Raw genomic sequence first — 22,140 nt, forward strand, 5'->3', positions numbered from 1 at the left:
ATAATTTCATTATTCTAGAGATAAGAGGGGCTACAGAAGATGAAGAAACTTGGATACTTATTTTTAGCGATGTTCTCAAGTTTGATGCTTGCTGCATGCGCGGAACAAAAAAGTGAAGAAAAAGAAGTAATTACAACAAGCACTAATCAGAGTGACTGGTCTTATGAGGAATCGACTGGACCTGAACGCTGGGGAGAACTCGATCCCAGCAATTTAACATGTGTGAATGGAAGCGAACAATCGCCGATTAATGTTGAGTTTCCCGAAGTGAAAGCAGATGGAAAATCAAAAGGTGAGAGTGAGATTCACTATGAGTCAACACCTTTTACACTCGAAAATAATGGTCATACGATACAGGCGAATGCAACAACAGAAAGCAATCACATTATCATTGAAAATAATGAGTACAAGCTTTCACAATTTCATTTCCATACACCGAGCGAGCACCAGTTTAACGGTCAAAACTATGATATGGAACTGCATCTAGTACATAGTGACGAGAATGGAAAACTGGCTGTTATTGGGTTGATGATTCAAGAAGGAAATGAAAACAAACTGCTTGCTTCAATGTGGAATGGATTGCCGACAGATAAAGCGGTAAAAGGTGATTCCGAAAAGCATGTAATTGATTTACAAGCTCTATTGCCAGAAAATGAAACGACGTTCCAATACTCTGGTTCATTAACGACACCTCCGTGTACAGAAGAAGTACAGTGGATTATTTTTGAGCAGCCGATTGAAATGTCAAAAGCACAAATAAAGGCATTCCAGCAAATTTTCCCGGACAACCACCGTCCTGTTCAGCCGATAAATGAACGGGAAATTAATAAAAATGAAGATTGAAGAAATGAAGAATTGGTAGAGAAGCATAAAAATTAAAATTTTGAGGAACAGAGCCGTAATAGAGGATTTCAATAAAAAAGAGTGGGGGAGTGTCAATATTGTTGTAATTGACTTCTCCGATTTTCCGGGAAGGCTCGTCAAATTTAATGACTTGTATGAAGCTTTGATTTGGATGTGCAGGAAAGGGTTTATTTTTTCCTGTACACCCAAATTCCATACCGGTGTAACGGGTTCGTTTGTCAGTCCTTCACTAAATAAGGTATAGTTTCTTCTATTATAATCAATACTTAACGACACCATTTTCTTGATTGTAAGCAATTTCTTTTTTCTCTCGCCACCGGTAAAATATTTTCATTAAAGGCATGATTAATAAAAATATGAAGAGTAGTCTAAAGGTTTGAAACATTGAAACAAGCGAGACTTCCGCATTAACAGCATCAGCTAATAACACCATTTGATCTAAACCACCAGGAGCTGTGCTTAAGAAACTTGTGGGAAATGTTGTATCCAATGCCAAGGACATCAAGAAACTTGATCCGAATGTTAGCGCAATTAGTGCAAATGCGCTGAAAATGCCACCTGCAAGTACACGTACTGGTAGCTTTATCATATGTGGCTTGAGCATTAAACCAATATGTGCACCAATGAGAAGTTGAGCAATATCCATAACAACACCTGGTATTTGGGGCATAACAAGTGGTGTAGTGAGTTGCAGTGTAATTAATAAAATAATTGGTGTAATGAAAAATGCAACGGGTAAATGAATACGTTTCGTTAAATGGGAACATGCCCATGCCAGGATAATTAACAGTACTAAACTGATCGTTAGCTTAGCATCTGGGGAAGGTTTACTTATTACCTGACCAGCAACGATAAATGGAACAAATACAACGACCAATAATAGCCGGATTACTTGAAAATAAGAGATAATGCCGATTTCCTCAACCTTTTCTTCTTCAGCAAATATAACAATCTGACCTAAACCTCCCGGAATAGCTCCCAGAATCGCAGCTTTCATTGGAATTTTTGCCCATCTGCTTGTTAAATAAGCAATACAGATTGAGCCGCCTATTAAAATAACATTTAATAGTAACATGTAAAATATAATAGAACCTATCATACCGAATAGATTAGTGTTAAATTGTATACCAATCACGGTACCTACAATGACGACACCTGCATCTCGCATCTGACCAGACCATTTGAGCGGTCCTTTATAAATGAATTGTGCTAACATGACGATAACTATTGGACCGAGCATCCATGGAATAGGGATGTGTAACAGGTTAAAAATATAACCCCCAATTAAAGATAAAATTAACACCTTTAGCATTGCCTTCAACAGTAACACCCCTTTCTATAGCAGTATACATAGCTATGATTATTATTAAGAAACCACCAGCTTTCATCATTATGAATACTGGTGGTACAGTTATTATGATTTCGCTAATTCTTTTACTTGTGCCTCACGATCAACATCGTCGCGACGGCGATCTCCCCAATATGCGGAACCGTTTTTAAGGTATTCTTCATATGTCCATTTTACTGGTTCCCAGTCTGGTTCGAAGATTAAGTAGCCGTTTGTGAAGATTTCAAGGCGTAAACCGCTTCCTGGATCTTTTACGTAAATATACATTGCTTGTGAAATCCCATGTTTCCCTGGACCTACGAATTGTACATCAGCTTCGCATAAAATATCGGCAGCGCGCAGCAAGTCTTGAGCATTGTCTAACCAGTAAGCAATATGGTGCATTTCATTTGGCTCTTTTGAACGTGGGGTAGACATAACTGCAACGTCATGCACTAAGTTTGTTACCGATAACCAGCTTGCAACCTGCACATCATCTGGATTGACGAAATATTCACGCAAATTAAAACCTAATGCTTCTTTTAAATATTGCACAATTTCAGCATTGTCGTGAGAAGTTTGCAAATTTACGTGATCGATTCGACGAGGGGAAACCCCTTTAGCCCAAGATTTATACGTTTGGTTTTTAAGTACGGATTTTCTTGATTCATCCGCAGGCGTCTTTTCCATATCATAGTAAAGTTCAAAACGGTGGCCGCTTGGTAGTTCAAAGCGGATGGCTTCACCTTGTGCAACCTCTTCACCGGCTTTTATCCAGCGTACTTCAGTACCTGCATCTTCTAATAACTGGGCAAATGTTGCTACATCCTCGCGTCGTTTTGTACGCCAGCCGATATGATCGATATAAGATGTCTCACCGGCTGTAATTGACAATGTATGATGTTCGAAATCACCCCAAGCCCGCAAATAGTGTACACCATCTACAACTTCTGTTTCTTCCAGACCAATTGTGTCACGGAAGAACCATAAAGATTTTTCAAGGTCTTCTGATACTAAAGCAACGTGCCCTAATTTTGCGATTTCCGGTGCGTAAAGAAATTTTTCCATTTATATTCACCTCATAAGATATTAGTTTTTTTAAAAGGTCATCTGAATCTTTTCTTTTTCAATCCTGCTATTAACCTTGAATATTTGTATTAACACCGAATAAGTGTCTGCCGTAACCTAAAATTCCATCTTCATAGAGAGAAGTAATGTGGGTCGCAATCGCCATCAAGTCACGAGTAAATAGTTCTACCGGATGACCTTTTAATAACGCATGACCGCCTAATGTAAGTAATGACTTTACACCGATCTGTGTACATTTATCGATAACTTTTGCACGAATCGCTTTATATTTAGCCCCTTCGTAGGAACCACCTTTATCCGTTTGCATCATATTGATATATTCATTTAATAGTGTTTTGGCAGAAAGTAATTCAAGCTTTAGCTCTGAAAGCACACGTTGGCTGGTAGGGGACTCTTTTTCATTTACACCTGAAAAGCGTATGCGTCCCGCTGTATGTTTTTCAAATTCATCAAGCACACGCTCGGCACCACCGACAGCCATCGCTGCAAAACCTACATAGAATCCAGGGTAGAATGGTGTATTGTAGTATAAATAATTCTGGTCAAAATCTTCATATGGTGGCTGGCTATTTTCAATAATTTTGCTGAAGCGTAAAATGGCATCAGGTTTTACAAAAATGTTATCGACGATTAATGTGTTGCTGCCTGATCCGCGAAGACCAAGTGAATCCCACGTTTTTACAACTTCCAAGTCAGAAACTTTCAGTAAAATCCCTACACGTTCTGGTTTTTCACTGTCATCAAATTTCATCATTGCGCCAACGCCAACCCAATCACAATAGTTGATACCGCTTACAAAATTATACTTGCCGGAAACGAGATAACCGTCTTCCGCTTTTTCTACTTTGCCTATTGGGGCAAATACGTCTGCTACAAAACCTCCCTGATTAATGACTTCATCACGAATGTGTTTTGGGTAATAGCACACCCAAGCGTTATGAGCTGAGAAAAAGTACGTTAACCATGCAGCTGAAAGATTGTGGTAACCAACTGTACTTACCATATCAACGAATGTGCGCCAATCAAGTTGTGGATAGCCAAATTCTTTAGGCAAAATTAAACGGTGAATTTCCTCCTCCCGGATAATATCAGCTATGCGGGGAGAAATTGTCGAGTTGTGATCGGCTACAATTGCTTCTAGCTCTGCAGCTTCACCAATACGCTTTGCTTTTTGAATTATTTCTTCATAAAGGTCTTTATTTTCAACTACGGTAACCATTTAATCATTCCTTTCAAAAATAGTTTATTGGGCTGTAACCTTTTGTCCCTTTTCAACTGCTAAAAAATCTATAACAAGTTTGTTAACGATTTCTGGTTGGTCAGTTTGTGCCTGGTGACCGCAGTTTTCGATATATTCAAATTTAATTTTAGGTAACAATTTTTCGAGTTTATAACCTGTCTCAACTGGTGCAACAGCATCTTGGTTCCCCCAGATAAATAAGCCAGGGACTTTTAATTTTGGTAACGAATCTTTTATGCAGTAGCGATCCCAAAGTTTTGGTTCCTCATTCATTCTTGCCAAGTATGCGTCAAATGCTTGATTAGATTCTCGTACGCCTGGGCGGGTTGCGGCTTGATGACGGAGCTGAATCAACTCTTCCGGAACGACTGTGTCTTCATTTGAGTTACGATACATAAATTTTCGTAACGATTCTTCGGTATAATCGTAACCAATTACTTCCAAGAACGAACGGAGCTTTCTTTCAGGTACTTCTTGCATTGCCTGATAAATGGTATTACTGCCGATATAAACTACTTTATTTACCTTTTCAGGATGGTCGATTGCATATTTAGCTGCAACGTAAGCTCCTTGTGAGTTACCGACAAGTGATACTTCATCCAGACACAAGGCTTCAATAAAATCATGTACATGATCTACTAAACTTTGATGTCCGTTTACAGGCCATGCATGAGGGCGTACATCTGTGAACCCCATTGATAATTGATCGATTGCATATGCGCGGAACCCTGCTTTTGCAAGAGCTGGCAGCATAAAACGCCATCCGGCTGCGCCACAAGCCCCCGGTCCTGCTCCGTGTAGTAATATCACTGCTGGTCCTTCTGTTCCGGCCCAAGAATAGTGCGTACGTACACCATTTGCTAATACGTAACTATTATGAAATCCTTCAAAAATTGTCATTGTTTTACCTCCTTGTGATGATAAGTAGTATTTTCTGCTTTGAGTATACCTGTAAAAAAATTTAAAAGTTATAGTGATTTTTATTGAATGAATAGTTAGAATCTTTAAAATTTATTGAAAAACAAATTTTATTTTTGTAATATGGGGAATAGAAAATCAAAGGGGAAGTGAATTTAATGAGTGAAATTGCATTCGATTCTAGTAAAACAAAAGATATTTTAATGTCGGCAAATGCCTTCCACACATTAAAAAACAATTTAGTTAACAATATTGGTTCCCATAAAACGAAAGGCTTTTTATTCCGTTTTGGCAAAGAATTTGGGATGGAATCTGCAAAAAATACTCTTCAAAATAAAGGTTCCAAAGATCTTGTCGGTAAAAGACATTCGCGCTTAGGTCATGTTAAAGATGTTATTTTCATGGGGGAAATTATAGCTCACCCGGACGGCACGATTGAATGTAATAATACATGGGGACAATGGGTAGAATCATTTGAAGCAGCACTGCATCTTAAAAATTACGGTCTGGCAGATGAATGTGTTTGTCATATGCTATGCGGTTTTGCGAGTGGTGCATTGACATATGAATTTGGGGAGTCAATTATTGCTATTGAATATAAGTGCGTAGCAAAGGGGGATCCATGCTGTGAATTTAAAGTTCGTCTGGAACGTGACTGGATGGAAGAGGAAGAAGAACTGATCAACCTTTATCAAAATGATAATATTTTATCAGAGCTCGAAATGACATATGATTCACTTCTGCATCATAAACAAGTGCTTGAAAAAATATCAAAGTTTCACGGTCAACTCACGCAAAAAGTAACTGAAAAACATTCATTGAATGAAATTATAGAGACTGCTTATGACTTGTTGAACATTCCGATTTTAATTGAAGATATTCACGGTAATCCGTTATGCGAAATAGGTTTTAATGAAGAACAGAAACTTTCAATAAAAAAAGATAAGGTGAAATTATCGGAGTTCAATAGTAAACACAATATTTCACAGTATAAAGGGGATCAATACTGGAAGCTGACAGCGCCTGTTCTGATAAATAAAAGAAACTATGCTACTTGTTCACTTTTTTACTTTGGTGAAAATCATATAGAGGAGAATGACCATTTATTTTTAGAACGTATTTCCACAGTTGTAGCATTATGCATTTTATACGAAGAGGCACAGTTTGAAGAACAGCAACGTATGCGCAGTTCGTTATTGGAACGCTTAATCCACAATCGTAATATTAAGGATATTGAATCTTACTATAAATTCTTACCCTTTAAATTTCAGCCACCATTTTCAACAGGGATTATTAGTGTAAAAAAGAAAAAGAAAAACAATGAGATTATTGACATTCATGATCAGCTAACACAGCTGTCAATGCTGGCAAAAGAGTGGGATTTGCCTTGTATTTTTGCAGTACTTGGTGAAGATATTGCAATCCTCAATTCACTAAGTAGTGACAAGCAGGGCTGGGAAAAGAAAATAACAAAAATATTTAATAAAATGGAAAAACAAAATAGTGAGTATAAATACTCAATAGGTCTTAGTAGAACATTCAGTAACTTTAAAGATTTCGAAGGCTCTTTGCAAGAAGCACGTACAGCACAGCGCTTCCCAAACCAAAAGCTACTAACAACATACGAGCATTTAGGAATGCTGGGTGATATTGTAAAACATATGAGCGTTGAGCAGTTACATGAAATGGCGAAAAAGACGTTGAAAGAGTTATATAATTTTGAGGATTCCCGCAAAAAGGAATTATTGCATACTCTTTACGTTTATTTATTAAACAGTCAACGCTTAAAGGAAACAATGGATGAATTGGCATTATCGATTGGTGGTATTCAATATCGTATAAAACAAATCGAGGATCAACTACAAATTTCCCTGAAAAATGCTTCAACTGCAGCCTATACTTTATTAGTCATTCAGGCTTTAATACTGTCAGATTCCTTGAATTTTGAAGAATTTGAACGATAAAAACGAAATCAATTATTTAGTAACTGTTCAGTAAAAAAGACTGTAAATGAAACTCATTTTTGAGTTTATTTACAGTCTTTTTTTATCTGATATGTCTAGAATACTTTATTGATCTATAGCGACTTCCAATTTTGCCTGTTCTTCAGCAATTCGGCTTTCATTTTCTTTTTCGGTAGCTGTAATTTTTAATTTACGTGTAGCTAGCAGCACGATTGCAGTTGCAACATATAAACTAACGATAACAATTACCCCTGCATTAAAGCCAGAGCGGACATCATCCCCTGCAATTGTAATTAAGTAGCCAGTTATCCAAGGTCCTATGATTCCTGCCATACTAGAGATAGACAATGAAATACCAGTTATAGATCCTACTAAATTTTTCGGAATGATTAGTGTCTTAATCGCAGCATTCAATGGCAGTAAACTTGTATTCATAATTAAACCAATGCCTAAGAAAACGCATGCTAAAATGGGAGAAGATACAATAGTTGTCATCGCATATGCAGCTGCACCAACAATTAATACGGTAACTAATACACGGTCATATGATTTAATGAGACTTTTGTTTCTCTTAAATAAAAAGTCTGTAAATTTACCTGCGCAAATTGCAAATATTGTCCCTGCAATACCCATCCCAGCGAATATTAGACTCATATCTTGCGGCTTAAGGCCAACAATCTGAGTTAGGTAAGTAGGTGCCCAAGTAAGCACCCAAGTAGTGATCCACATTGATACGAAACCTACAACTAAAATTGATAATACATAAGGGTTAATGAATACTTTCAAAATATGTTTGAATGGTACTTCTTTGTTTGAAGCTAAAGATTTAACATCTTCTACTAATGGTTGCTTTGGCTCGTCTCTCATAAAGAAGAAGGAGATTGCCCATATCAAGCTTGCTACCCCCAACAATGCGAATGTATGTTGCCAGCCAAAGTTTGTAATCCCCATAACTAACAGGGGTGCAGCTAAATACGTACCAACTGTTGTACCAGAAGTCATAATAGCAGTAGCGAGCCCTCGTTGTGAACTATTAAACCATCGTGCAAGATGGACGAGACACATACTAAGCGTACTACCTTCAAAGAAACCTAAAACAACACGAAGAATAACTAATTGTGTTAATGTTTCTACAAAATAAGCACTTGCTAATGAAACCGTCCATCCAGCAGCAATCATCATTAGAAGGTATTTCGAGTTGAAGCGATACGTTAATGTACCTAAAACAATACTTCCGATAGCATATGCAGCAAAGAAGCTGCTTCCGACTAGTCCAAACTGATCGTAAGTTAAATTTAGCTCGGACATTATTGGTTCCGCAGCTAATCCTAGAACAGATTTATCCGTATAGTTTAAAACAGAGAGTAAGAATAAAAATCCTAATACAACCCAACGCATGTTAAATCCCCCTTGTATTGTCTTATTTTCCATCACCTTGTTAACAGACAAAACACTAGTAAATCCGATAAACTGCTAGGATAATTTCCCACCTCCATTCGCCCTCATATTGAACTAAAAATGAGGTCATTTTCATCTTTCCGGTTAATACTAGACAAGTGATAGCGTTTACAAAACACTTCAAATGCTTGTATTTTCTTCAAAATTTTCGGGCACCTCTATATGTGTCCAAAAGAAAAATCCGGATCCGAACCTTTCATGAAAAGAATTTTATTTGAAAAAAAATAGTTTTACAAGATAAAAAAATAACGCCGAAATGTATTTTCGAGAAAATAAGAAACAATTTTTAGAGAAAAATGAATAATATTTTCTCGATTAATGAACGCATCAAATACTGATAAAGCTGAAATTTAAACTAAAATTATCCATAAACCTTACAAATGAAGTAACATGTAATTTTTATTGTTTTTATCAGAATTTTCAATAAAAAACGTAATGATAATTTTAAATTGACTCCTTTATGATTGAATTAATCAGTTATGGATGGAGGAATGGAGATGGATGATCGTCTATTTAGAGATGCAATGGGGAAGTTTGCTACAGGAGTAACAGTTTTATTGACAGAAAATGATGGAGAAATTCATGGTATGACAGCGAACGGTTTCATGTCAGTTTCATTGAGCCCAAAGCTTGTTGTAATTTCAATTGGTGAGAAGGCGAAATTTTTAGAGAAAGTATCACAATCTAAAAAATATACAGTAAACATATTAGCTGAAGATCAAGAGCATTATTCACGCCATTTTGCTGGCAGACCGGGAGAAGCAGTTGAATTTGAAATGTTAGCTGAGCAACCGGTATTGAAAGGAGCTATTGCTCAACTCACATGTGAAGTTGTATCGGAGCACGTTGAAGGGGACCATACATTATTCATCGGTAAAGTAGTAGATTTACGCCTTGAAGAAAAAGATCCTTTGTTATTCTTTGGTGGCAAGTATCGCAAACTAACTGAATTGGAAACGGTAGAGTCATAAAGGGGGAGTAATCTATGAATATACAAACAATGGCTAAAGCATTGGCAGAGGCGGAACTTACAAAACAGCCGATTGCACCATTAACAGAAACTTATGGAAATATTACAGTGGCTGATGCGTATTCGGTACAATTAACGCAAATTCGCCAAAAAGTTAACGACGGCGCGAAGATAGAAGGACTGAAAATTGGTCTAACAAGTAAAGCAATGCAGGAAATGTTAAATGTCTATACGCCAGATTACGGTTTTATTCTAGATACGATGCTTTATGATGAGTTCGAAGGTTTATCTACTGACTCATTTATTCAGCCAAAAGTAGAGTTTGAGGTTGCTTTTATTTTAAATAAAGAATTAAAAGGACCGAATGTGACGGTGCAAGATGTAATTGATGCAACCTCTTATGTTGTACCAGCAATAGAAGTAATCGATAGCCGTATTGCAGACTGGAAAATAAAATTTGAAGATACAGTAGCAGACAATGGTTCATCGGCAGGAGCAATTTTAGGGAAAAAGCGTACTTTGCTTGAAGATATAGAGGATATTGCAAATATACGAATGGTTGTAAAGAAAAATGGAGAATTTCTAGATGAAGCTACAAGTTCGGCTGTATTAGGAAATCCGCTCAATGCAGTAGTATGGTTAGCAAATGAACTGAGTGAATATGATATTTCTGTTAAGCCAGGCATGTTTGTTTTATCAGGAGCTTTGTCGAAAGCTGTTCCCTTCGAAGCAGGCGATGAATTTGAGGCTGATTTTGGTGTACTTGGAAAAGTAAACGCTATCATTTCGAAGGAAGTGGTGAAAAAATGAAAAAACTCAAAGTAGGAATTCTGGGATCTGGAAATATCGGAACAGATTTGATGTATAAAATTGAGCGCAGTCCATTATTGGAAATGAGTGTTATGGTAGGAATCGATCCGGAATCTGATGGATTAAAACGTGCGGAAAATCGCGGCTTCAATATTATTTCAAATGGAATTGAAGGCTTAATGGAACGCCTTGAATTAGTTGATATCGTATATGATGCAACAAGTGCATATGCCCATAAGCATAATAGCGATTTATTAACGGCTAAAGGTAAGAAAGTGATCGATTTAACACCAGCTGCAATTGGACCATTTACTGTTCCGCCAGTAAATTTAAAAGAACACATCGAAAAATCAAATGTGAATATGGTTACTTGCGGCGGTCAAGCTACTATTCCGATAATTCATGCTATCAGCCGTATTGTACCGGTAGACTATGCAGAAATTGTCGCAACGATTGCGAGCCTTTCTGCAGGTCCAGGTACAAGAGCAAATATTGATGAATTCACAAGTACAACATCAAAAGCAATTGAAGTAGTTGGAGGCGCTAAAAGAGGGAAAGCCATTATCATATTAAACCCTGCAGAACCGCCGATTATTATGCGTGATGCAATTCATGTTTTAGTAGAAAAAGAAGGCCATGAAGAAGCAATTCTAAAATCGATTCTGGAAATGGTAAAGGAAGTACAGTCTTATGTACCGGGATATACATTAAAAGCATTACCAATTTTTGAAGGCAAAAAAATATCTGTATTTGTTGAAGTAAATGGTGCAGCTGACTATTTGCCTGCATACGCTGGTAACTTGGACATTATGACGGCAGCCGCAGTACAAGTTGGCAATGAAATGGCACGTCACCATTTACAACGTGAAAAGGAGGTCATCTTATGACCTTAAATATATTAGATGTATCATTAAGAGATGGAAGTCATTCTGTGCGTCACTCATTTACAGAAGAACAGGTCCGGGCTGCAGCAAAAGGTTTAAATGCAGCGGGTGTTCGCTACTTTGAGGTTTCACATGGAGATGGTTTAGGAGGCTCTTCATTACAGTACGGTTTGTCTACAACAGATGAACTGAAGCTTATTGAAGTTGCTGTTTCAGAGTGTACGACTTCAGAAGTTGCCGTGTTATTGATTCCGGGAATCGGTACAAAAAAAGATTTGGAAAATGCATCAAAATTAGGAGCGAAAATGGTTCGTGTAGCAACTCATGTAACCGAAGCAGATGTAGCGGCACAACATATCGAACTAGCACGGAACCTAGGATTGAAAACTGCCGGATTTTTAATGATGAGCCATATGGCAAGTGTTGAAAAAGTTGTAGAGCAAGCAAAGTTATTTGAAAGCTATGGAGCAGAAATTGTGTATGTAACGGATTCTGCAGGAGCGATGTTGCCTAATGATGTAACGGAAAAAATTAAGGCGCTTAAGCAAAATTTACAGTGTGATATTGGTTTTCATGCCCATAATAATTTATCGATGGCAATGGCGAACACAGTTGCAGCGGTAGAAGCTGGAGCAACTTATGTTGATGGAAGTCTTCGTGCATTAGGTGCTGGTGCAGGTAATACGCAAACAGAAGTGATGGTAGCGGTTTTAGAACGACTAGGTTATGAGACGGGTATTGATTTGTATAAATTAATGGATTTAGCAAATGATGTAATTGCACCGCTCATGCAACAACCGCAAGAAATAACTAGTAGTAGTTTAACTTTAGGGTATGCAGGTGTTTATTCAAGCTTCCTGTTACATGCACAAAAGGCCGCAAAACAATTCGGTGTCGATGAGCGGGATCTTTTAATGAAAATTGGACAGATGAAAGCAGTCGGTGGTCAAGAAGATTTAATTTATGAAGTAGCACAAAATCTAACAAGATAAGAAAAAGGAGAGAATCGCATGAAGGTAGTCTATGTGAATGCTAATAACTTACAAGAGATTAAACAACAAGCTCCCAATGTTGCAATGGCACTTGGTTATTTTGATGGTGTGCACTTAGGGCATCAAAAAGTAATACAAACAGCTAAAGAAAAAGCAAATGCACAGAATCTATCATTGGCGGTTCTCTCTTTTTTTCCGCATCCTAAAAGTGTGATATTTTCTGACGTAGAAGTTTCCTATCTCGAACCACTAGATCAAAAGATTGAAAAACTTAAAAATCTTGGAGTAGACATTTTTTATATTGTAGAGTTTACAAAAAAATTAGCAAAAGTTGAAGCTAACGATTTCTTAAATGATTATATTATAGGTTTAAATGCAAAAGAGATAATTTGCGGTTTTGACTACACATATGGAACAAAAGCCAGTGGTACGGTTGAAACGTTAGCAGTGTATGCGGCCGAACAGCAAGTAGGACTGACTGTTGTAGAAGAACTGAAATGGAATAATCAAAAAATCAGTTCATCTTTAATACGAAAACATTTAAAAGAACGGAAACTGAATGAAATGCCAAGCCTTTTGGGCGACTTTTATCAAACTAAATATTGTAAAAACAATGGTTTATTACCGAATTATTCGCTGCCCGATATAGGCAATTATAAAGTATTGATAGAAGATAGCCACTCTTATATTGAATGTGTTGCGACTGTAAAGTGTAGAAAATATATTCAGATTCACCATGAAATATCCACATTGCCTAATTTATTAACGATACAGTGGATTGATCATTTCAGTTCTGTATCAAGCTGACTATTTCCCCTTATATAATAGAAGTAATACACATCTTCATATATTCGCCTAGATAAATAAAAAAATTCTGCAGAACCTTTATAATAGTTCTGCTTTTTTATTTTCTATATTAAGCGTATAAATATGGCCTATATATAGCAGATTCCTTTTATTTACTGTATAATTATCTTGAATTCAAGATAAATTATTTCGATGATGGAAAGGTGATTCAGAGTGATTGTACATAATCCTTCTACTAAGCGTTTTACAGCAAAAAATGAATGGCAAGAAACACATTTTAGTTTTTCATTTGGTCCGTATTATGATGAAGAAAATATCCAATTCGGTCCATTGCGTGTTTTAAATGATGATATTGTTAAACCGAACAAAGGGTTTGGCATTCATCCACACAGGGATGCAGAAATTGTATCGATTGTATTAAAAGGGCAATTAAAGCATGAAGATAATTTGGGGAATGTCGGAACACTTCAGTACGGTAATGTGCAAAGAATGACAGCTGGTACGGGGGTCCTTCATTCGGAGGTAAATCCAACAGAGGCTGAGGATACTCACTTTTTACAATTATGGATTCTTCCAAATCAGAAGCAGTTAACACCATCATATGAAGATATTACGTTTGACCCTGACAAGTTAAGAAATGAATTGTTACCGGTCGTTTCTCATAATGCAGGGGAAAATGTTGCGATGATTCATCAGGACGTAACGCTATATCTTTCTAAATTAGACGCGGAAAAAGAAATTCATTTTCAGCAAGAACAAGGACGAAAAATCTATGTATTTGTCATTGAAGGAGAAGTTTCTCTAAATGGGGATGTTATGTTACAAAGACGTGGTGATGCACGAATCACCGACCTCCATTCGTTAACAATACAAGCAAAACAGGATGCATTTTTCCTTTTAATCGATCTACCTGGAGGTGAAGGATAGATGCTATATGTACGTCATACTGTCGGCAGCAGACTATTTTGCAAAACTACAGATTATGAGATCAAACCAGTGGAAAACAGTTGGGAAATTTCATTTAAAGCTGACCAGGAAACCGCCAATACGTTATTGAAATTCCGAGATGAACTCAATATTTTTTATGTAGAAGAAGATAGCCAGAATCAAAAAACATGGTTTTATTCATCAGAAGGGGATGTGCGTTTCTTAGAGGATGAAAGTAAATGTATCATCTTGGCTGATCATAAGACCGTTTATCCGGTGTAATCATATACGATAATAAAAACGAGGGTCCTGCCTACTATTTAGACAGGACCCTCGTTCATTTATTTCAGCATTGTCGTCTTTAGAAATTCTTTTGTTCGATCTTCTTTCGGGTGGTTGAAAAACTGTTCAGCGTCACCGCGCTCGATAATTTCTCCATCATGCATATACACAATCCAATCAGCGACTTCTCTAGCGAAGCCCATTTCATGGGTAACAACAACCATTGTCATTCCTTCTTGAGCCAATTCTTTCATCGTTGTTAAAACCTCTCCGACAAGTTCTGGATCAAGTGCTGATGTCGGTTCATCGAAAAGCATGATGTCCGGTTCCATTGCAAGTGCTCTGGCAATTGCTACCCGTTGCTTTTGCCCACCAGATAGTTTATTAGGGTAAACATCGGCCTTATCTTCCAAGCCGACTTTTTCAAGGAGATGTTTTGCTTTCGAAGTAGCTTCCTTTTTGTCAATGCCCTTAACCATTACCGGGGCTTCAATAATATTTTCCAAAACAGTTTTGTGGGGGAATAAGTTGAAATGTTGAAATACCATTCCCACCTTTTCCCTTATGTTGTTAAGATTATCATTTTTAGGGTCGACTTCTTTGCCTCCGATAGTAATAGTGCCGCTATCTTTTCTTTCTAAAAAGTTCAGACAACGGAGGAGAGTACTTTTTCCTGAGCCACTCGATCCTATTAAACAAACAACATCGCTTTCAAAAACGGTCATATCGATATTTTTTAATACATGTAAGTCTCCAAATGACTTATTTAATTGATTAACTTTTATCATTTCTCTTGCTTCCATTGCTTACGCCTCCTACCTGTCGCTAATTGCTAATCTCTTTTCGAAACGGTTTACTAAGAATGTTAATAATGCTACTAACACTAAGTAGTAGATCGCTACGATGAGTAAATAGGTCATTTCGTCAAAGTTATTAGATCCTAGCGTTGTCGCTACATTAAAGAGTTCATTCATCGAGATAAATGCGGCTAACGAAGAATCTTTCAAACCGATAATGAATTGGTTGCCCAATGGCGGGAGGGCACGGCGGAATGCCTGCGGAAGAATAATTCTTCTTAATGTCAGAACTTTGGTCATCCCTAAAGAGCGTCCTGCCTCCATCTGACCTTTATCGACTCCTTGGATAGTACCTCGAAGAATCTCAGAAATGTATGCACCATTATGAAGCGCCAAAGCAAGTGATGCAGCCCAAAAATCGGGAAGAAGGAAAATTCCGCTTAGTCCGAAGTAGAGGATAAAGATTTGAACTATTAGCGGTGTTCCGCGAACTAAAAAGACATAAATATCTGAAATGAGTTCTAATACTTTAAATTTAGAAATTTTCATTAACGCAAAGAAAAGCCCGATGACGATACCGATTAAAATGGATACAACCGTCAGCTCCAATGTTAAGAGCATGGCTTTAAGGAAAATATCTTTTGTATCTACTAGTACTTCTAGAAAATGTGAAAAACTTGGCACTGTACCTACGTCCTTTCTTATTTAGAGGATTGAATTATTCAGGTTTTTTTGTAATGTCCTCACCAAAATACTTCATGCTAATCCGAGTAAGTGTTCCATCTTCCCGGAGTTTTTCCAGCGCCTCGTTAACTCGCTTTAATAGGTTAGGGTTATCTTGAGGCAGTACAATCGCTTGTTCACTGCGTTCAATTAACTGCTGACCTTCAACTTTAAACCCTTCTTTTGCAGCATTTTTTCCGGTAACAAAATCGGTGATTACCGCATCATGACGACCGCTGTTTAACGCCTGCAAAGCAGTGATGTCACTGTCATAGGTTTTAACATTATCGGTATACCTGGAGGCTGTATCAGCATAGGTTGATCCTTTAGCTACAGCGACTTCCTTTCCGTCTAAATCATCAACAGTTTTGATTTCACTTTCTGGTCGGGTAAAAATCTGCGGTCCAGAATAATAATAGGGGGTAGAGAAAGCAACATGTTTGCTTCGCTGTGGATTAATCGTGTGGCTGGCAACAGCTACATCTGCACGGCCAGTCTTGACTCCTTCTACTATACCTTTAAACTTGATACGCTTTTGAACCGGTTCAAGACCGAGTTCTTTTGCGATCGCTTCGCCAACTTCGATATCAAAGCCTGACATCGTAAGGTCCTCATTATTTACATAACTAAATGGTTTAAACTCGCCAGATGCAGCAAAAACAAACTGATCTTTATGTATCAGTTCAGATCCGTCGGCAAGCTTTTCCTTCTCCGCACAAGCTGATAAGAAGCAGGCCGCGATAAAACTGAATATCAATATTAACTTTTTTTCCAACCGCATATTACGTATCAACTCCTCTCATGTATTTCTACAATCTTTTTTGCTAAGTATCTTACTAATAAGTGTGAATACCCTTTTAATTCCTCTAATAAACAACAAGCGTCATTATTTGTACAAATTCTAACGATTTATTTCAGCTGAAAATGTCGAGTGTTTTTATAATTGCTTTGCTAATATGTATCCATGAAGGAGGGATATGTTGCCAAAAGAATTAAATCAGGTGATTGAATATATTGAAGAACATTTAACCGAGGACTTGTCTCTCGAAAGTATTGCACAGTATGCCGGGGTTTCCGATTACCACCTTAGAACAGTATTTTTTCACCTTTCAGGGATGACTTTAAATGAGTATGTTAAAAACAGAAAACTATCGGAAGCAAATAAGGATTTAATAAATGGAGAAAAGGTAACAGATGTTGCGTTTAAATACGGTTACCAGTCAGTCGACGGTTTTACTAGAGCATTTAAAAAATGGTGTGATTGCTTACCATCATGTGTCATCAAAAAGAAAGTAAGCAAGTCATTTCCTAAACTCACATTCGTTATTACAGTAAAAGGAGGAGTTTCAATGGAATGGAGAATTGAAGATAAAAAAGCGTTTAATTTAGCAGGGGTAAGCAAACGTGTACCTATGCAGTTTGAAGGTGTAAATCAGGAAATCGTAAAGCTGGCCCAAAGCATAACGGAAGAACAAAGAAAAGAAATGCGCGCACTGCAAAATACAGAGCCCTTTGAAATTGTGAATGCATCTTATCATGCTGATGAGAATTTCCTTAAAGAAGAAGGGGAGTTAACGCATATGATCGGTGTCTTAACGACTGAAACTGAAGTCAGTGATCGATTAGAAAAGGTGCGAGTTGAAGCATGTACGTGGGCGGTATTTCCGAATGAAGGACCGTTTCCTGCCACATTACAAGAAACAATGGCCAAAACATACTCGGAATGGCTTCCTACTTCCGATTATGAAATTATCCAAGCACCAACTTTTTCGTTTACTAAAATGGATGAAAATAAAAAAGGTTATGCTTACAGTGAAATTTGGCTTCCTGTTCGGAAAAAATAACAGGAAGGATATTCTTATACTAAGGTAGAACAAGTGTAACTGAAGTATAAAGTAGTGGGAGGGGATAGAGTGGTCCTAATCATTCCAAAATGCATGAAATGTGATAATGAAATTAAAGACGATGAATCAGTATTGGTTCAAATGCGTTATCCGAAGCGAAAAGGGTTTACGGAAATCAAAGCTTATTTGAATCTGGAAGGCAAATTTATTTGTGAAAAGTGCTCAACGGAAATTAATATTTAAACAAAGAAAAGTTGCTCCATTGGTAAATGAAACTGGAGCAACTTTTCGTATGTTCAGGCAACTTTTTTACATGCTTCTGCACATTTAAAGCACGCTTCCGCACACTTTTGGCAATGGTCATGATCATGTTTTTTGCATTCATTTCCGCATGCTTCACAAATTTTTGCACAAACGGGAGCAAGCTCGGAAATAAACGGGGTACCTCTAGAAATTGCCTGTTCCAAGTAGTTGCAAATATCTGCACATTCTCTGTCCAAACGGATACATTCCGTCATCATCTGAACGTGATCTTCTCTTAAGCAGGCGTCAAAACAGTGGTTGCATGCTGCCATACACTCATGTAAAGTTTGCAGCAATTGTTGATGTTGCTCATGTGACATTTCCCATTCCTCCTCGTTAAGTTTGTACACTTCTAATTTTCCCGTTATTGTGTCCAGTAAACTAACCTCAATAGATTCTTAAAAATTTGTAAGGTTATTAAACACCTAGTAGGGGTATAATGAATTGGGGGAGAAAATTAAAAAAAGGAGAATGCAGCGATGAAAAAAAAGAGATTAGTAACAGGTGCGCTCGTTTTAAGTACAGCGCTCGTTTTAGCGGCTTGTGGTGGAAATGAAGAAGAGTCAAACTCTATAGAAGAAATGGATCATTCAAATATGGAACACGCCCAAATGGACCATTCAAGTTCAGGTGAAGTACCTGAAGGATTGGCGAATGCGGAAAACCCTACATATCCAGTTGGCAGCGAAGCAATAATTAATGCCGATCATATGGGCGGTATGAATGGCGCAAAGGCAACCATTACCGGAGCATTTGATACAACTGTTTATATGGTTACGTATACTCCAACAACTGGTGGCGAGCCAGTTGAAGATCACAAATGGGTTATTCATGAAGAGCTTGAAGACGCTGGAGAAGCACCAGTCAATTCCGGTGAAGATGTCGTATTAAATGCGGAACATATGGACGGAATGGATGGTGCGGCAGCTACAATCGATTCGGCTGAGCAAACGACCGTATATATGGTGAGCTATAAAGATACTGAAACAGGTGAGGAAGTAACGCATCATAAATGGGTAACAGAAAGTGAACTTTCCCCTGTGGAATAAATTGTGAAAAATAATTATGCCTTAGTTAATAAATAGGTAAGGTCCTTCACATAATGGTGTGAAGGGCTTTTTACATATTGAACAAAGCGGGTAAATTACATGAACTAGCGTATTTAATGTTAAACTCAATAAATAAACATATAGTGAATATAAAAAGACGAATTTTATTATGAGCGATATAGAATCCCTTTAAAAGTAATTGGATCATGTATTTTTCTTTTAACACTGATGAAGGGAAAGATGATATGGTAAAAGACTTCGAAAAAGTAATGGAAACTCTCTCAAAAATAGATGTATTTTCCAATCCGAACAATGAGCCAGTTACGATTATTGGTGAAGCAGAGAATTTGAAATGTGTAGGAATCGGGACGGACGCGGCAGTTTTTTGGTCCGAACACACCCCGGCGTATGCATTCAAACTATATGCGAAAGATAAATCAGCCAAAGTAATGGTGGAAGAAAGTGTTTACCGGAAGTTAGGCAATTCGCCTTATTTTTCAACCTGTTTTGGTTCGAACGACAATTGCCTCGTATTAAGTTACGAGGAAGGGAAGACGCTATTTGAATGTATCCTTGAAGGCATCCATATTCCGGAACAGGCGATAAATGATGTCGAAGAAGCAAGAGAATATGCGCGCAGCAAGGGGTTGAATCCGCGTGATATTCATTTGAAAAATATACTGCTGCAAAACGGCAGAGCTAAAATAATCGATGTTTCCGAGTATACGATGTCAGGAAATGATTGTCGATGGGAACATTTAAAAAAAGGGTATGAGCAATACTATCATTTAATAGACGGGAAATCCGTGCCGATCGGGGTAGTTGAAACCGTTCGAAAGTGGTATAACAGGCGAGGGAAGAAATCATTGTCATTTGAAGAAATTACAACACCTATTTTAAAACTTTTCTTTAAAAATTGATAAGTTTTTTATGCCAATATACAAATAAAAGCCTCGCATTTTGATGATATATTCATCTGAATGCGTGGCTTATTTAAATAGATCCATTTCGTACTTTTTCAATCAGTGAAGAAATCCATTCACCTTCATTATTAAAACGACTTGTAAAATAGCCGGTTAAAAAATCCCCACCTTCTTTTTTAGAACCTTCCAGCTTAACTTGCATATTCAAACTTGTAATATAATCTCTTTTCTTTTCAAGCTTTTTTAATTTCTCTTCAAGAATTATAATGATTTTCGCACGATCCACAAAGTCCAGATTCATTAAACCTACAATTGTATCTGAAAGGGAATCGGCTTTTCCAAAAAGCTGATAAATTTTGTTCGGAAGCAATGCAAGACCCTGTTCTGTAATGGCGAAAACTTGCTTATCCGGCCGGTTATCTTCTTTAATAATCTCTGTTGGCTCGATAAGTCCTTGTTTTGTCAAAGACTCGAAATGATAATAGAGCTTACTTTCCGTCAGGTTCGCCAATTTATCAAAAGGAATCGGTTCTGACAGCTCTTTTTTTAGTTTATATGGATAACTGCTTTCTTTCGCTAACTTGCTCAATATATAAATTTGGATGGACATAGTATTCTCCTATACTTTATACATTTTAATTTCCGCTACATAAATACAACTCGTGCCTGAAAATAGCACGAGTTGTATTTTTCCTTAGTTTAACAAAGTTATGCGATAACTTCATCCGCTTTTTTTAAAGAAGCTGGTTGTTCAGCCGGTGCATCAACTGGCAGCGGCTTATGGAAGATCCAAACAATAAGGACATTAATAAGCATTGCTCCGACACCTACTGCAGCTAATCCCCATAGGTAAGGGCCAGGGCTGATCGAACCGAACATAATCGCTAAATATGATTGAACCGAATGGTACATCGGTGTAATATAGCTGAACCATTCATATGGTGCGTACATCATATCACGTGGAATTGTTGCGCCATTTGCCAATGTTTGCATTAGCAGAATCGGAATGTTAAGAATCATACCGCCTTCACCAAGGATAAATATTGGAATTGCACAAACATTAAATGCAGCCATATACAATAAAATCTGCTGACCGGCTACAGGCAACAATACTGCCATGTCGACATCTGCAATTGAAAAGGCAACAGTTAATGAAGCAATAGTTGAAAGTACTGCAATCATTAATGCAGTCAATTGTACATACATAAATAATCGTGTTTTGCTCGCTTTACCACGGCTCGCTTTAAATGAACCGACTAACTGCATTCCTGCAATCATTGCACCTACATAACAAGCCATTGTTAAAAACATTGGCAGCATACTGTTATGCATTCCCGTTGGCACATCATTCATAATGACATAGTTTCCAGTGTAGCTGTTTTCGATTTGCGCAGCCATTTCAGCAGCCTGTTCTTCAGGGAGGTTAAAATTCATTAAAATGCCTTGAGCTGTTTGCTGTGAGAAATTTGCACTTAATTCGTTATTAATCTGAGTAACTACAGATGACATAGAAGATGAAACCATTGTTGATGAAGCTTCATTTACTGTGAAATCAATGTTAGTACCTTTACCGCTCTGTGCATCCGCCGAAAAGTTTTCAGGGATATGAATAACTAATGCAAGTTCATTGTGCTCTAAATCTTTCAGAGCCTGTTTATTTGTTAAGTCTGTTTCGATTGTCTTAAATGGTAAGCTTTCACCTAGCTGACCTGCAATCTGATTGCCAGCTTCGCCTTTGTCGTCATTTACGATGGCAATTTTTAATTCATCCATATTGCCGGGTATTGCTGTATATCCAGGTAAAAAGATTCCGAGCATCGCTACCGCATAAAATATTCCCATAAAAATAGAAGCAATTGCTCCTTGTGACTTTAAAAATTGTTTAAATTTCACGTATTGTTTCCTCTCTTATACAAACATTAATTTGAGTACTCTAATTAAAGTACTTTGCTTTTAGTATTCTATAATA

24 protein-coding genes are annotated in these 22,140 nt (G+C 37.4%); 13 read left to right on the top strand and 11 right to left on the bottom strand.

Translation table 11 applies throughout. The features are described 5' to 3' along the window. The first annotated feature begins 39 nt into the window (after window positions 1-39). Window positions 40-843, top strand: a complete 804-nt coding sequence (locus AC6CH1_RS14970; RefSeq protein WP_251690588.1) for a carbonic anhydrase — start codon at window positions 40-42, stop codon at window positions 841-843. A 280-nt stretch (window positions 844-1,123) separates the two neighbouring features. On the opposite strand, the gene AC6CH1_RS14975 is transcribed toward AC6CH1_RS14970, so the two are convergent. From AC6CH1_RS14975 to AC6CH1_RS14990, 4 genes are all read right to left on the bottom strand, one after another. Continuing rightward, window positions 1,124-2,176 carry an AbrB family transcriptional regulator gene (locus AC6CH1_RS14975; RefSeq protein WP_498318352.1) on the bottom strand — a complete coding sequence of 351 codons (1,053 nt, stop codon included), beginning with the start codon at window positions 2,174-2,176 and terminating at the stop codon, window positions 1,124-1,126. Window positions 2,177-2,278: 102 nt separating this feature from the next. Further along, on the bottom strand, window positions 2,279-3,259 hold the full coding sequence (locus tag AC6CH1_RS14980; protein ID WP_251690589.1) for a VOC family protein: 981 nt from the start codon (window positions 3,257-3,259) through the stop codon (window positions 2,279-2,281). A 70-nt stretch (window positions 3,260-3,329) separates the two neighbouring features. Continuing rightward, the gene (locus AC6CH1_RS14985) at window positions 3,330-4,499 is read right to left on the bottom strand and encodes an acyl-CoA dehydrogenase family protein (RefSeq protein WP_498318261.1); all 1,170 of its coding nucleotides are present in this window, start codon (window positions 4,497-4,499) and stop codon (window positions 3,330-3,332) included. A gap of 24 nt (window positions 4,500-4,523) precedes the next feature. Beyond that, on the bottom strand, window positions 4,524-5,420 hold the full coding sequence (locus AC6CH1_RS14990; protein WP_427711895.1) for an alpha/beta fold hydrolase: 897 nt from the start codon (window positions 5,418-5,420) through the stop codon (window positions 4,524-4,526). A gap of 176 nt (window positions 5,421-5,596) precedes the next feature. Here AC6CH1_RS14990 and AC6CH1_RS14995 point away from each other — a divergent pair, with 176 nt between their 5' ends. Beyond that, complete coding sequence (locus AC6CH1_RS14995) at window positions 5,597-7,402, top strand: V4R domain-containing protein (protein WP_427711897.1); 1,806 nt, start codon at window positions 5,597-5,599, stop codon at window positions 7,400-7,402. A 105-nt stretch (window positions 7,403-7,507) separates the two neighbouring features. Here the strand turns inward: AC6CH1_RS14995 and AC6CH1_RS15000 are convergent, their stop codons facing one another. Further along, complete coding sequence (locus AC6CH1_RS15000) at window positions 7,508-8,800, bottom strand: MFS transporter (protein WP_251690593.1); 1,293 nt, start codon at window positions 8,798-8,800, stop codon at window positions 7,508-7,510. 557 nt (window positions 8,801-9,357) lie between these two features. Between AC6CH1_RS15000 and AC6CH1_RS15005 the strand changes: the two genes are divergently transcribed. The 7 genes from AC6CH1_RS15005 (at window position 9,358) to AC6CH1_RS15035 (ending at window position 14,532) form a co-directional block, all read left to right on the top strand. Continuing rightward, window positions 9,358-9,831, top strand: coding sequence for a flavin reductase family protein (locus AC6CH1_RS15005; protein WP_498318263.1), 474 nt, complete (start codon window positions 9,358-9,360; stop codon window positions 9,829-9,831). Between the two features lie 14 nt (window positions 9,832-9,845). After that, window positions 9,846-10,640 (top strand): 2-keto-4-pentenoate hydratase, encoded by a 795-nt coding sequence (locus AC6CH1_RS15010; protein ID WP_498318265.1) that lies wholly within the window; start codon window positions 9,846-9,848, stop codon window positions 10,638-10,640. Next, window positions 10,637-11,527, top strand: a complete 891-nt coding sequence (locus AC6CH1_RS15015) for an acetaldehyde dehydrogenase (acetylating) (protein ID WP_498318267.1) — start codon at window positions 10,637-10,639, stop codon at window positions 11,525-11,527. The genes AC6CH1_RS15010 and AC6CH1_RS15015 overlap by 4 nt, the downstream gene beginning before the upstream one ends. Then, window positions 11,524-12,516 carry a 4-hydroxy-2-oxovalerate aldolase gene (dmpG, locus tag AC6CH1_RS15020; RefSeq protein ID WP_251690597.1) on the top strand — a complete coding sequence of 331 codons (993 nt, stop codon included), beginning with the start codon at window positions 11,524-11,526 and terminating at the stop codon, window positions 12,514-12,516. Before AC6CH1_RS15015 ends, dmpG begins: the two co-directional genes overlap by 4 nt. A gap of 18 nt (window positions 12,517-12,534) precedes the next feature. Beyond that, complete coding sequence (locus tag AC6CH1_RS15025; RefSeq protein ID WP_251690598.1) at window positions 12,535-13,323, top strand: FAD synthetase family protein; 789 nt, start codon at window positions 12,535-12,537, stop codon at window positions 13,321-13,323. A gap of 213 nt (window positions 13,324-13,536) precedes the next feature. Next, window positions 13,537-14,250, top strand: a complete 714-nt coding sequence (locus tag AC6CH1_RS15030; protein WP_498318269.1) for a pirin family protein — start codon at window positions 13,537-13,539, stop codon at window positions 14,248-14,250. Further along, window positions 14,251-14,532, top strand: a complete 282-nt coding sequence (locus tag AC6CH1_RS15035; protein WP_498318271.1) for a hypothetical protein — start codon at window positions 14,251-14,253, stop codon at window positions 14,530-14,532. A 59-nt stretch (window positions 14,533-14,591) separates the two neighbouring features. On the opposite strand, the gene AC6CH1_RS15040 is transcribed toward AC6CH1_RS15035, so the two are convergent. From AC6CH1_RS15040 to AC6CH1_RS15050, 3 genes are read right to left on the bottom strand one after another with little or no spacing between them, the layout of a single operon-like run. Next, on the bottom strand, window positions 14,592-15,335 hold the full coding sequence (locus AC6CH1_RS15040; RefSeq protein WP_285848925.1) for an amino acid ABC transporter ATP-binding protein: 744 nt from the start codon (window positions 15,333-15,335) through the stop codon (window positions 14,592-14,594). Between the two features lie 12 nt (window positions 15,336-15,347). Further along, on the bottom strand, window positions 15,348-16,013 hold the full coding sequence (locus tag AC6CH1_RS15045) for an amino acid ABC transporter permease (protein ID WP_427711911.1): 666 nt from the start codon (window positions 16,011-16,013) through the stop codon (window positions 15,348-15,350). Window positions 16,014-16,047: 34 nt separating this feature from the next. Continuing rightward, complete coding sequence (locus tag AC6CH1_RS15050) at window positions 16,048-16,833, bottom strand: transporter substrate-binding domain-containing protein (protein ID WP_251690599.1); 786 nt, start codon at window positions 16,831-16,833, stop codon at window positions 16,048-16,050. A 199-nt stretch (window positions 16,834-17,032) separates the two neighbouring features. Here AC6CH1_RS15050 and AC6CH1_RS15055 point away from each other — a divergent pair, with 199 nt between their 5' ends. Both AC6CH1_RS15055 and AC6CH1_RS15060 read left to right on the top strand, forming a co-directional pair. After that, window positions 17,033-17,896, top strand: coding sequence for an AraC family transcriptional regulator (locus AC6CH1_RS15055; RefSeq protein ID WP_498318274.1), 864 nt, complete (start codon window positions 17,033-17,035; stop codon window positions 17,894-17,896). Between the two features lie 69 nt (window positions 17,897-17,965). After that, on the top strand, window positions 17,966-18,139 hold the full coding sequence (locus tag AC6CH1_RS15060; RefSeq protein WP_251690601.1) for a Fe3+ hydroxamate ABC transporter substrate-binding protein: 174 nt from the start codon (window positions 17,966-17,968) through the stop codon (window positions 18,137-18,139). Between the two features lie 53 nt (window positions 18,140-18,192). Here AC6CH1_RS15060 and AC6CH1_RS15065 read toward each other — a convergent pair whose 3' ends face one another. Further along, window positions 18,193-18,519, bottom strand: a complete 327-nt coding sequence (locus tag AC6CH1_RS15065; protein WP_498318276.1) for a four-helix bundle copper-binding protein — start codon at window positions 18,517-18,519, stop codon at window positions 18,193-18,195. Window positions 18,520-18,678: 159 nt separating this feature from the next. Between AC6CH1_RS15065 and AC6CH1_RS15070 the strand changes: the two genes are divergently transcribed. Together AC6CH1_RS15070 and AC6CH1_RS15075 are read left to right on the top strand one after the other, a co-directional pair. Continuing rightward, entirely contained in the window at window positions 18,679-19,248 is a 570-nt protein-coding gene (locus tag AC6CH1_RS15070) for a YdhK family protein (protein WP_498318278.1), read from the top strand. A gap of 245 nt (window positions 19,249-19,493) precedes the next feature. After that, the gene (locus AC6CH1_RS15075; protein WP_251690604.1) at window positions 19,494-20,168 is read left to right on the top strand and encodes a serine/threonine protein kinase; all 675 of its coding nucleotides are present in this window, start codon (window positions 19,494-19,496) and stop codon (window positions 20,166-20,168) included. Between the two features lie 73 nt (window positions 20,169-20,241). On the opposite strand, the gene AC6CH1_RS15080 is transcribed toward AC6CH1_RS15075, so the two are convergent. Further along, complete coding sequence (locus AC6CH1_RS15080; RefSeq protein ID WP_498318280.1) at window positions 20,242-20,781, bottom strand: PadR family transcriptional regulator; 540 nt, start codon at window positions 20,779-20,781, stop codon at window positions 20,242-20,244. A 98-nt stretch (window positions 20,782-20,879) separates the two neighbouring features. Continuing rightward, entirely contained in the window at window positions 20,880-22,064 is a 1,185-nt protein-coding gene (locus AC6CH1_RS15085) for a YhgE/Pip domain-containing protein (RefSeq protein ID WP_498318281.1), read from the bottom strand. Between the last annotated feature and the right edge of the window lie 76 nt (window positions 22,065-22,140).

The organism is Solibacillus sp. GQ1, assembly GCF_059758555.1.

Bases quoted from the DNA above. Each gene is read 5' to 3' on its own strand.
- AC6CH1_RS14985 (WP_498318261.1), bottom strand. From the start codon at position 4,499: ATGGTTACCGTAGTTGAAAATAAAGACCTTTATGAAGAAATAATTCAA.
- AC6CH1_RS14970 (WP_251690588.1), top strand. From the start codon at position 40: ATGAAGAAACTTGGATACTTATTTTTAGCGATGTTCTCAAGTTTGATG.
- AC6CH1_RS14990 (WP_427711895.1), bottom strand. From the start codon at position 5,420: ATGACAATTTTTGAAGGATTTCATAATAGTTACGTATTAGCAAATGGT.
- AC6CH1_RS15070 (WP_498318278.1), top strand. From the start codon at position 18,679: ATGAAAAAAAAGAGATTAGTAACAGGTGCGCTCGTTTTAAGTACAGCG.
- AC6CH1_RS15035 (WP_498318271.1), top strand. From the start codon at position 14,251: ATGCTATATGTACGTCATACTGTCGGCAGCAGACTATTTTGCAAAACT.
- AC6CH1_RS15015 (WP_498318267.1), top strand. From the start codon at position 10,637: ATGAAAAAACTCAAAGTAGGAATTCTGGGATCTGGAAATATCGGAACA.
- dmpG (WP_251690597.1), top strand. From the start codon at position 11,524: ATGACCTTAAATATATTAGATGTATCATTAAGAGATGGAAGTCATTCT.
- AC6CH1_RS15080 (WP_498318280.1), bottom strand. From the start codon at position 20,781: ATGTCCATCCAAATTTATATATTGAGCAAGTTAGCGAAAGAAAGCAGT.
- AC6CH1_RS15040 (WP_285848925.1), bottom strand. From the start codon at position 15,335: ATGGAAGCAAGAGAAATGATAAAAGTTAATCAATTAAATAAGTCATTT.
- AC6CH1_RS15065 (WP_498318276.1), bottom strand. From the start codon at position 18,519: ATGTCACATGAGCAACATCAACAATTGCTGCAAACTTTACATGAGTGT.
- AC6CH1_RS15005 (WP_498318263.1), top strand. From the start codon at position 9,358: ATGGATGATCGTCTATTTAGAGATGCAATGGGGAAGTTTGCTACAGGA.
- AC6CH1_RS15025 (WP_251690598.1), top strand. From the start codon at position 12,535: ATGAAGGTAGTCTATGTGAATGCTAATAACTTACAAGAGATTAAACAA.
- AC6CH1_RS14995 (WP_427711897.1), top strand. From the start codon at position 5,597: ATGAGTGAAATTGCATTCGATTCTAGTAAAACAAAAGATATTTTAATG.
- AC6CH1_RS15075 (WP_251690604.1), top strand. From the start codon at position 19,494: ATGGTAAAAGACTTCGAAAAAGTAATGGAAACTCTCTCAAAAATAGAT.
- AC6CH1_RS15000 (WP_251690593.1), bottom strand. From the start codon at position 8,800: ATGCGTTGGGTTGTATTAGGATTTTTATTCTTACTCTCTGTTTTAAAC.
- AC6CH1_RS15050 (WP_251690599.1), bottom strand. From the start codon at position 16,833: ATGCGGTTGGAAAAAAAGTTAATATTGATATTCAGTTTTATCGCGGCC.
- AC6CH1_RS14975 (WP_498318352.1), bottom strand. From the start codon at position 2,176: ATGCTAAAGGTGTTAATTTTATCTTTAATTGGGGGTTATATTTTTAAC.
- AC6CH1_RS15010 (WP_498318265.1), top strand. From the start codon at position 9,846: ATGAATATACAAACAATGGCTAAAGCATTGGCAGAGGCGGAACTTACA.
- AC6CH1_RS14980 (WP_251690589.1), bottom strand. From the start codon at position 3,259: ATGGAAAAATTTCTTTACGCACCGGAAATCGCAAAATTAGGGCACGTT.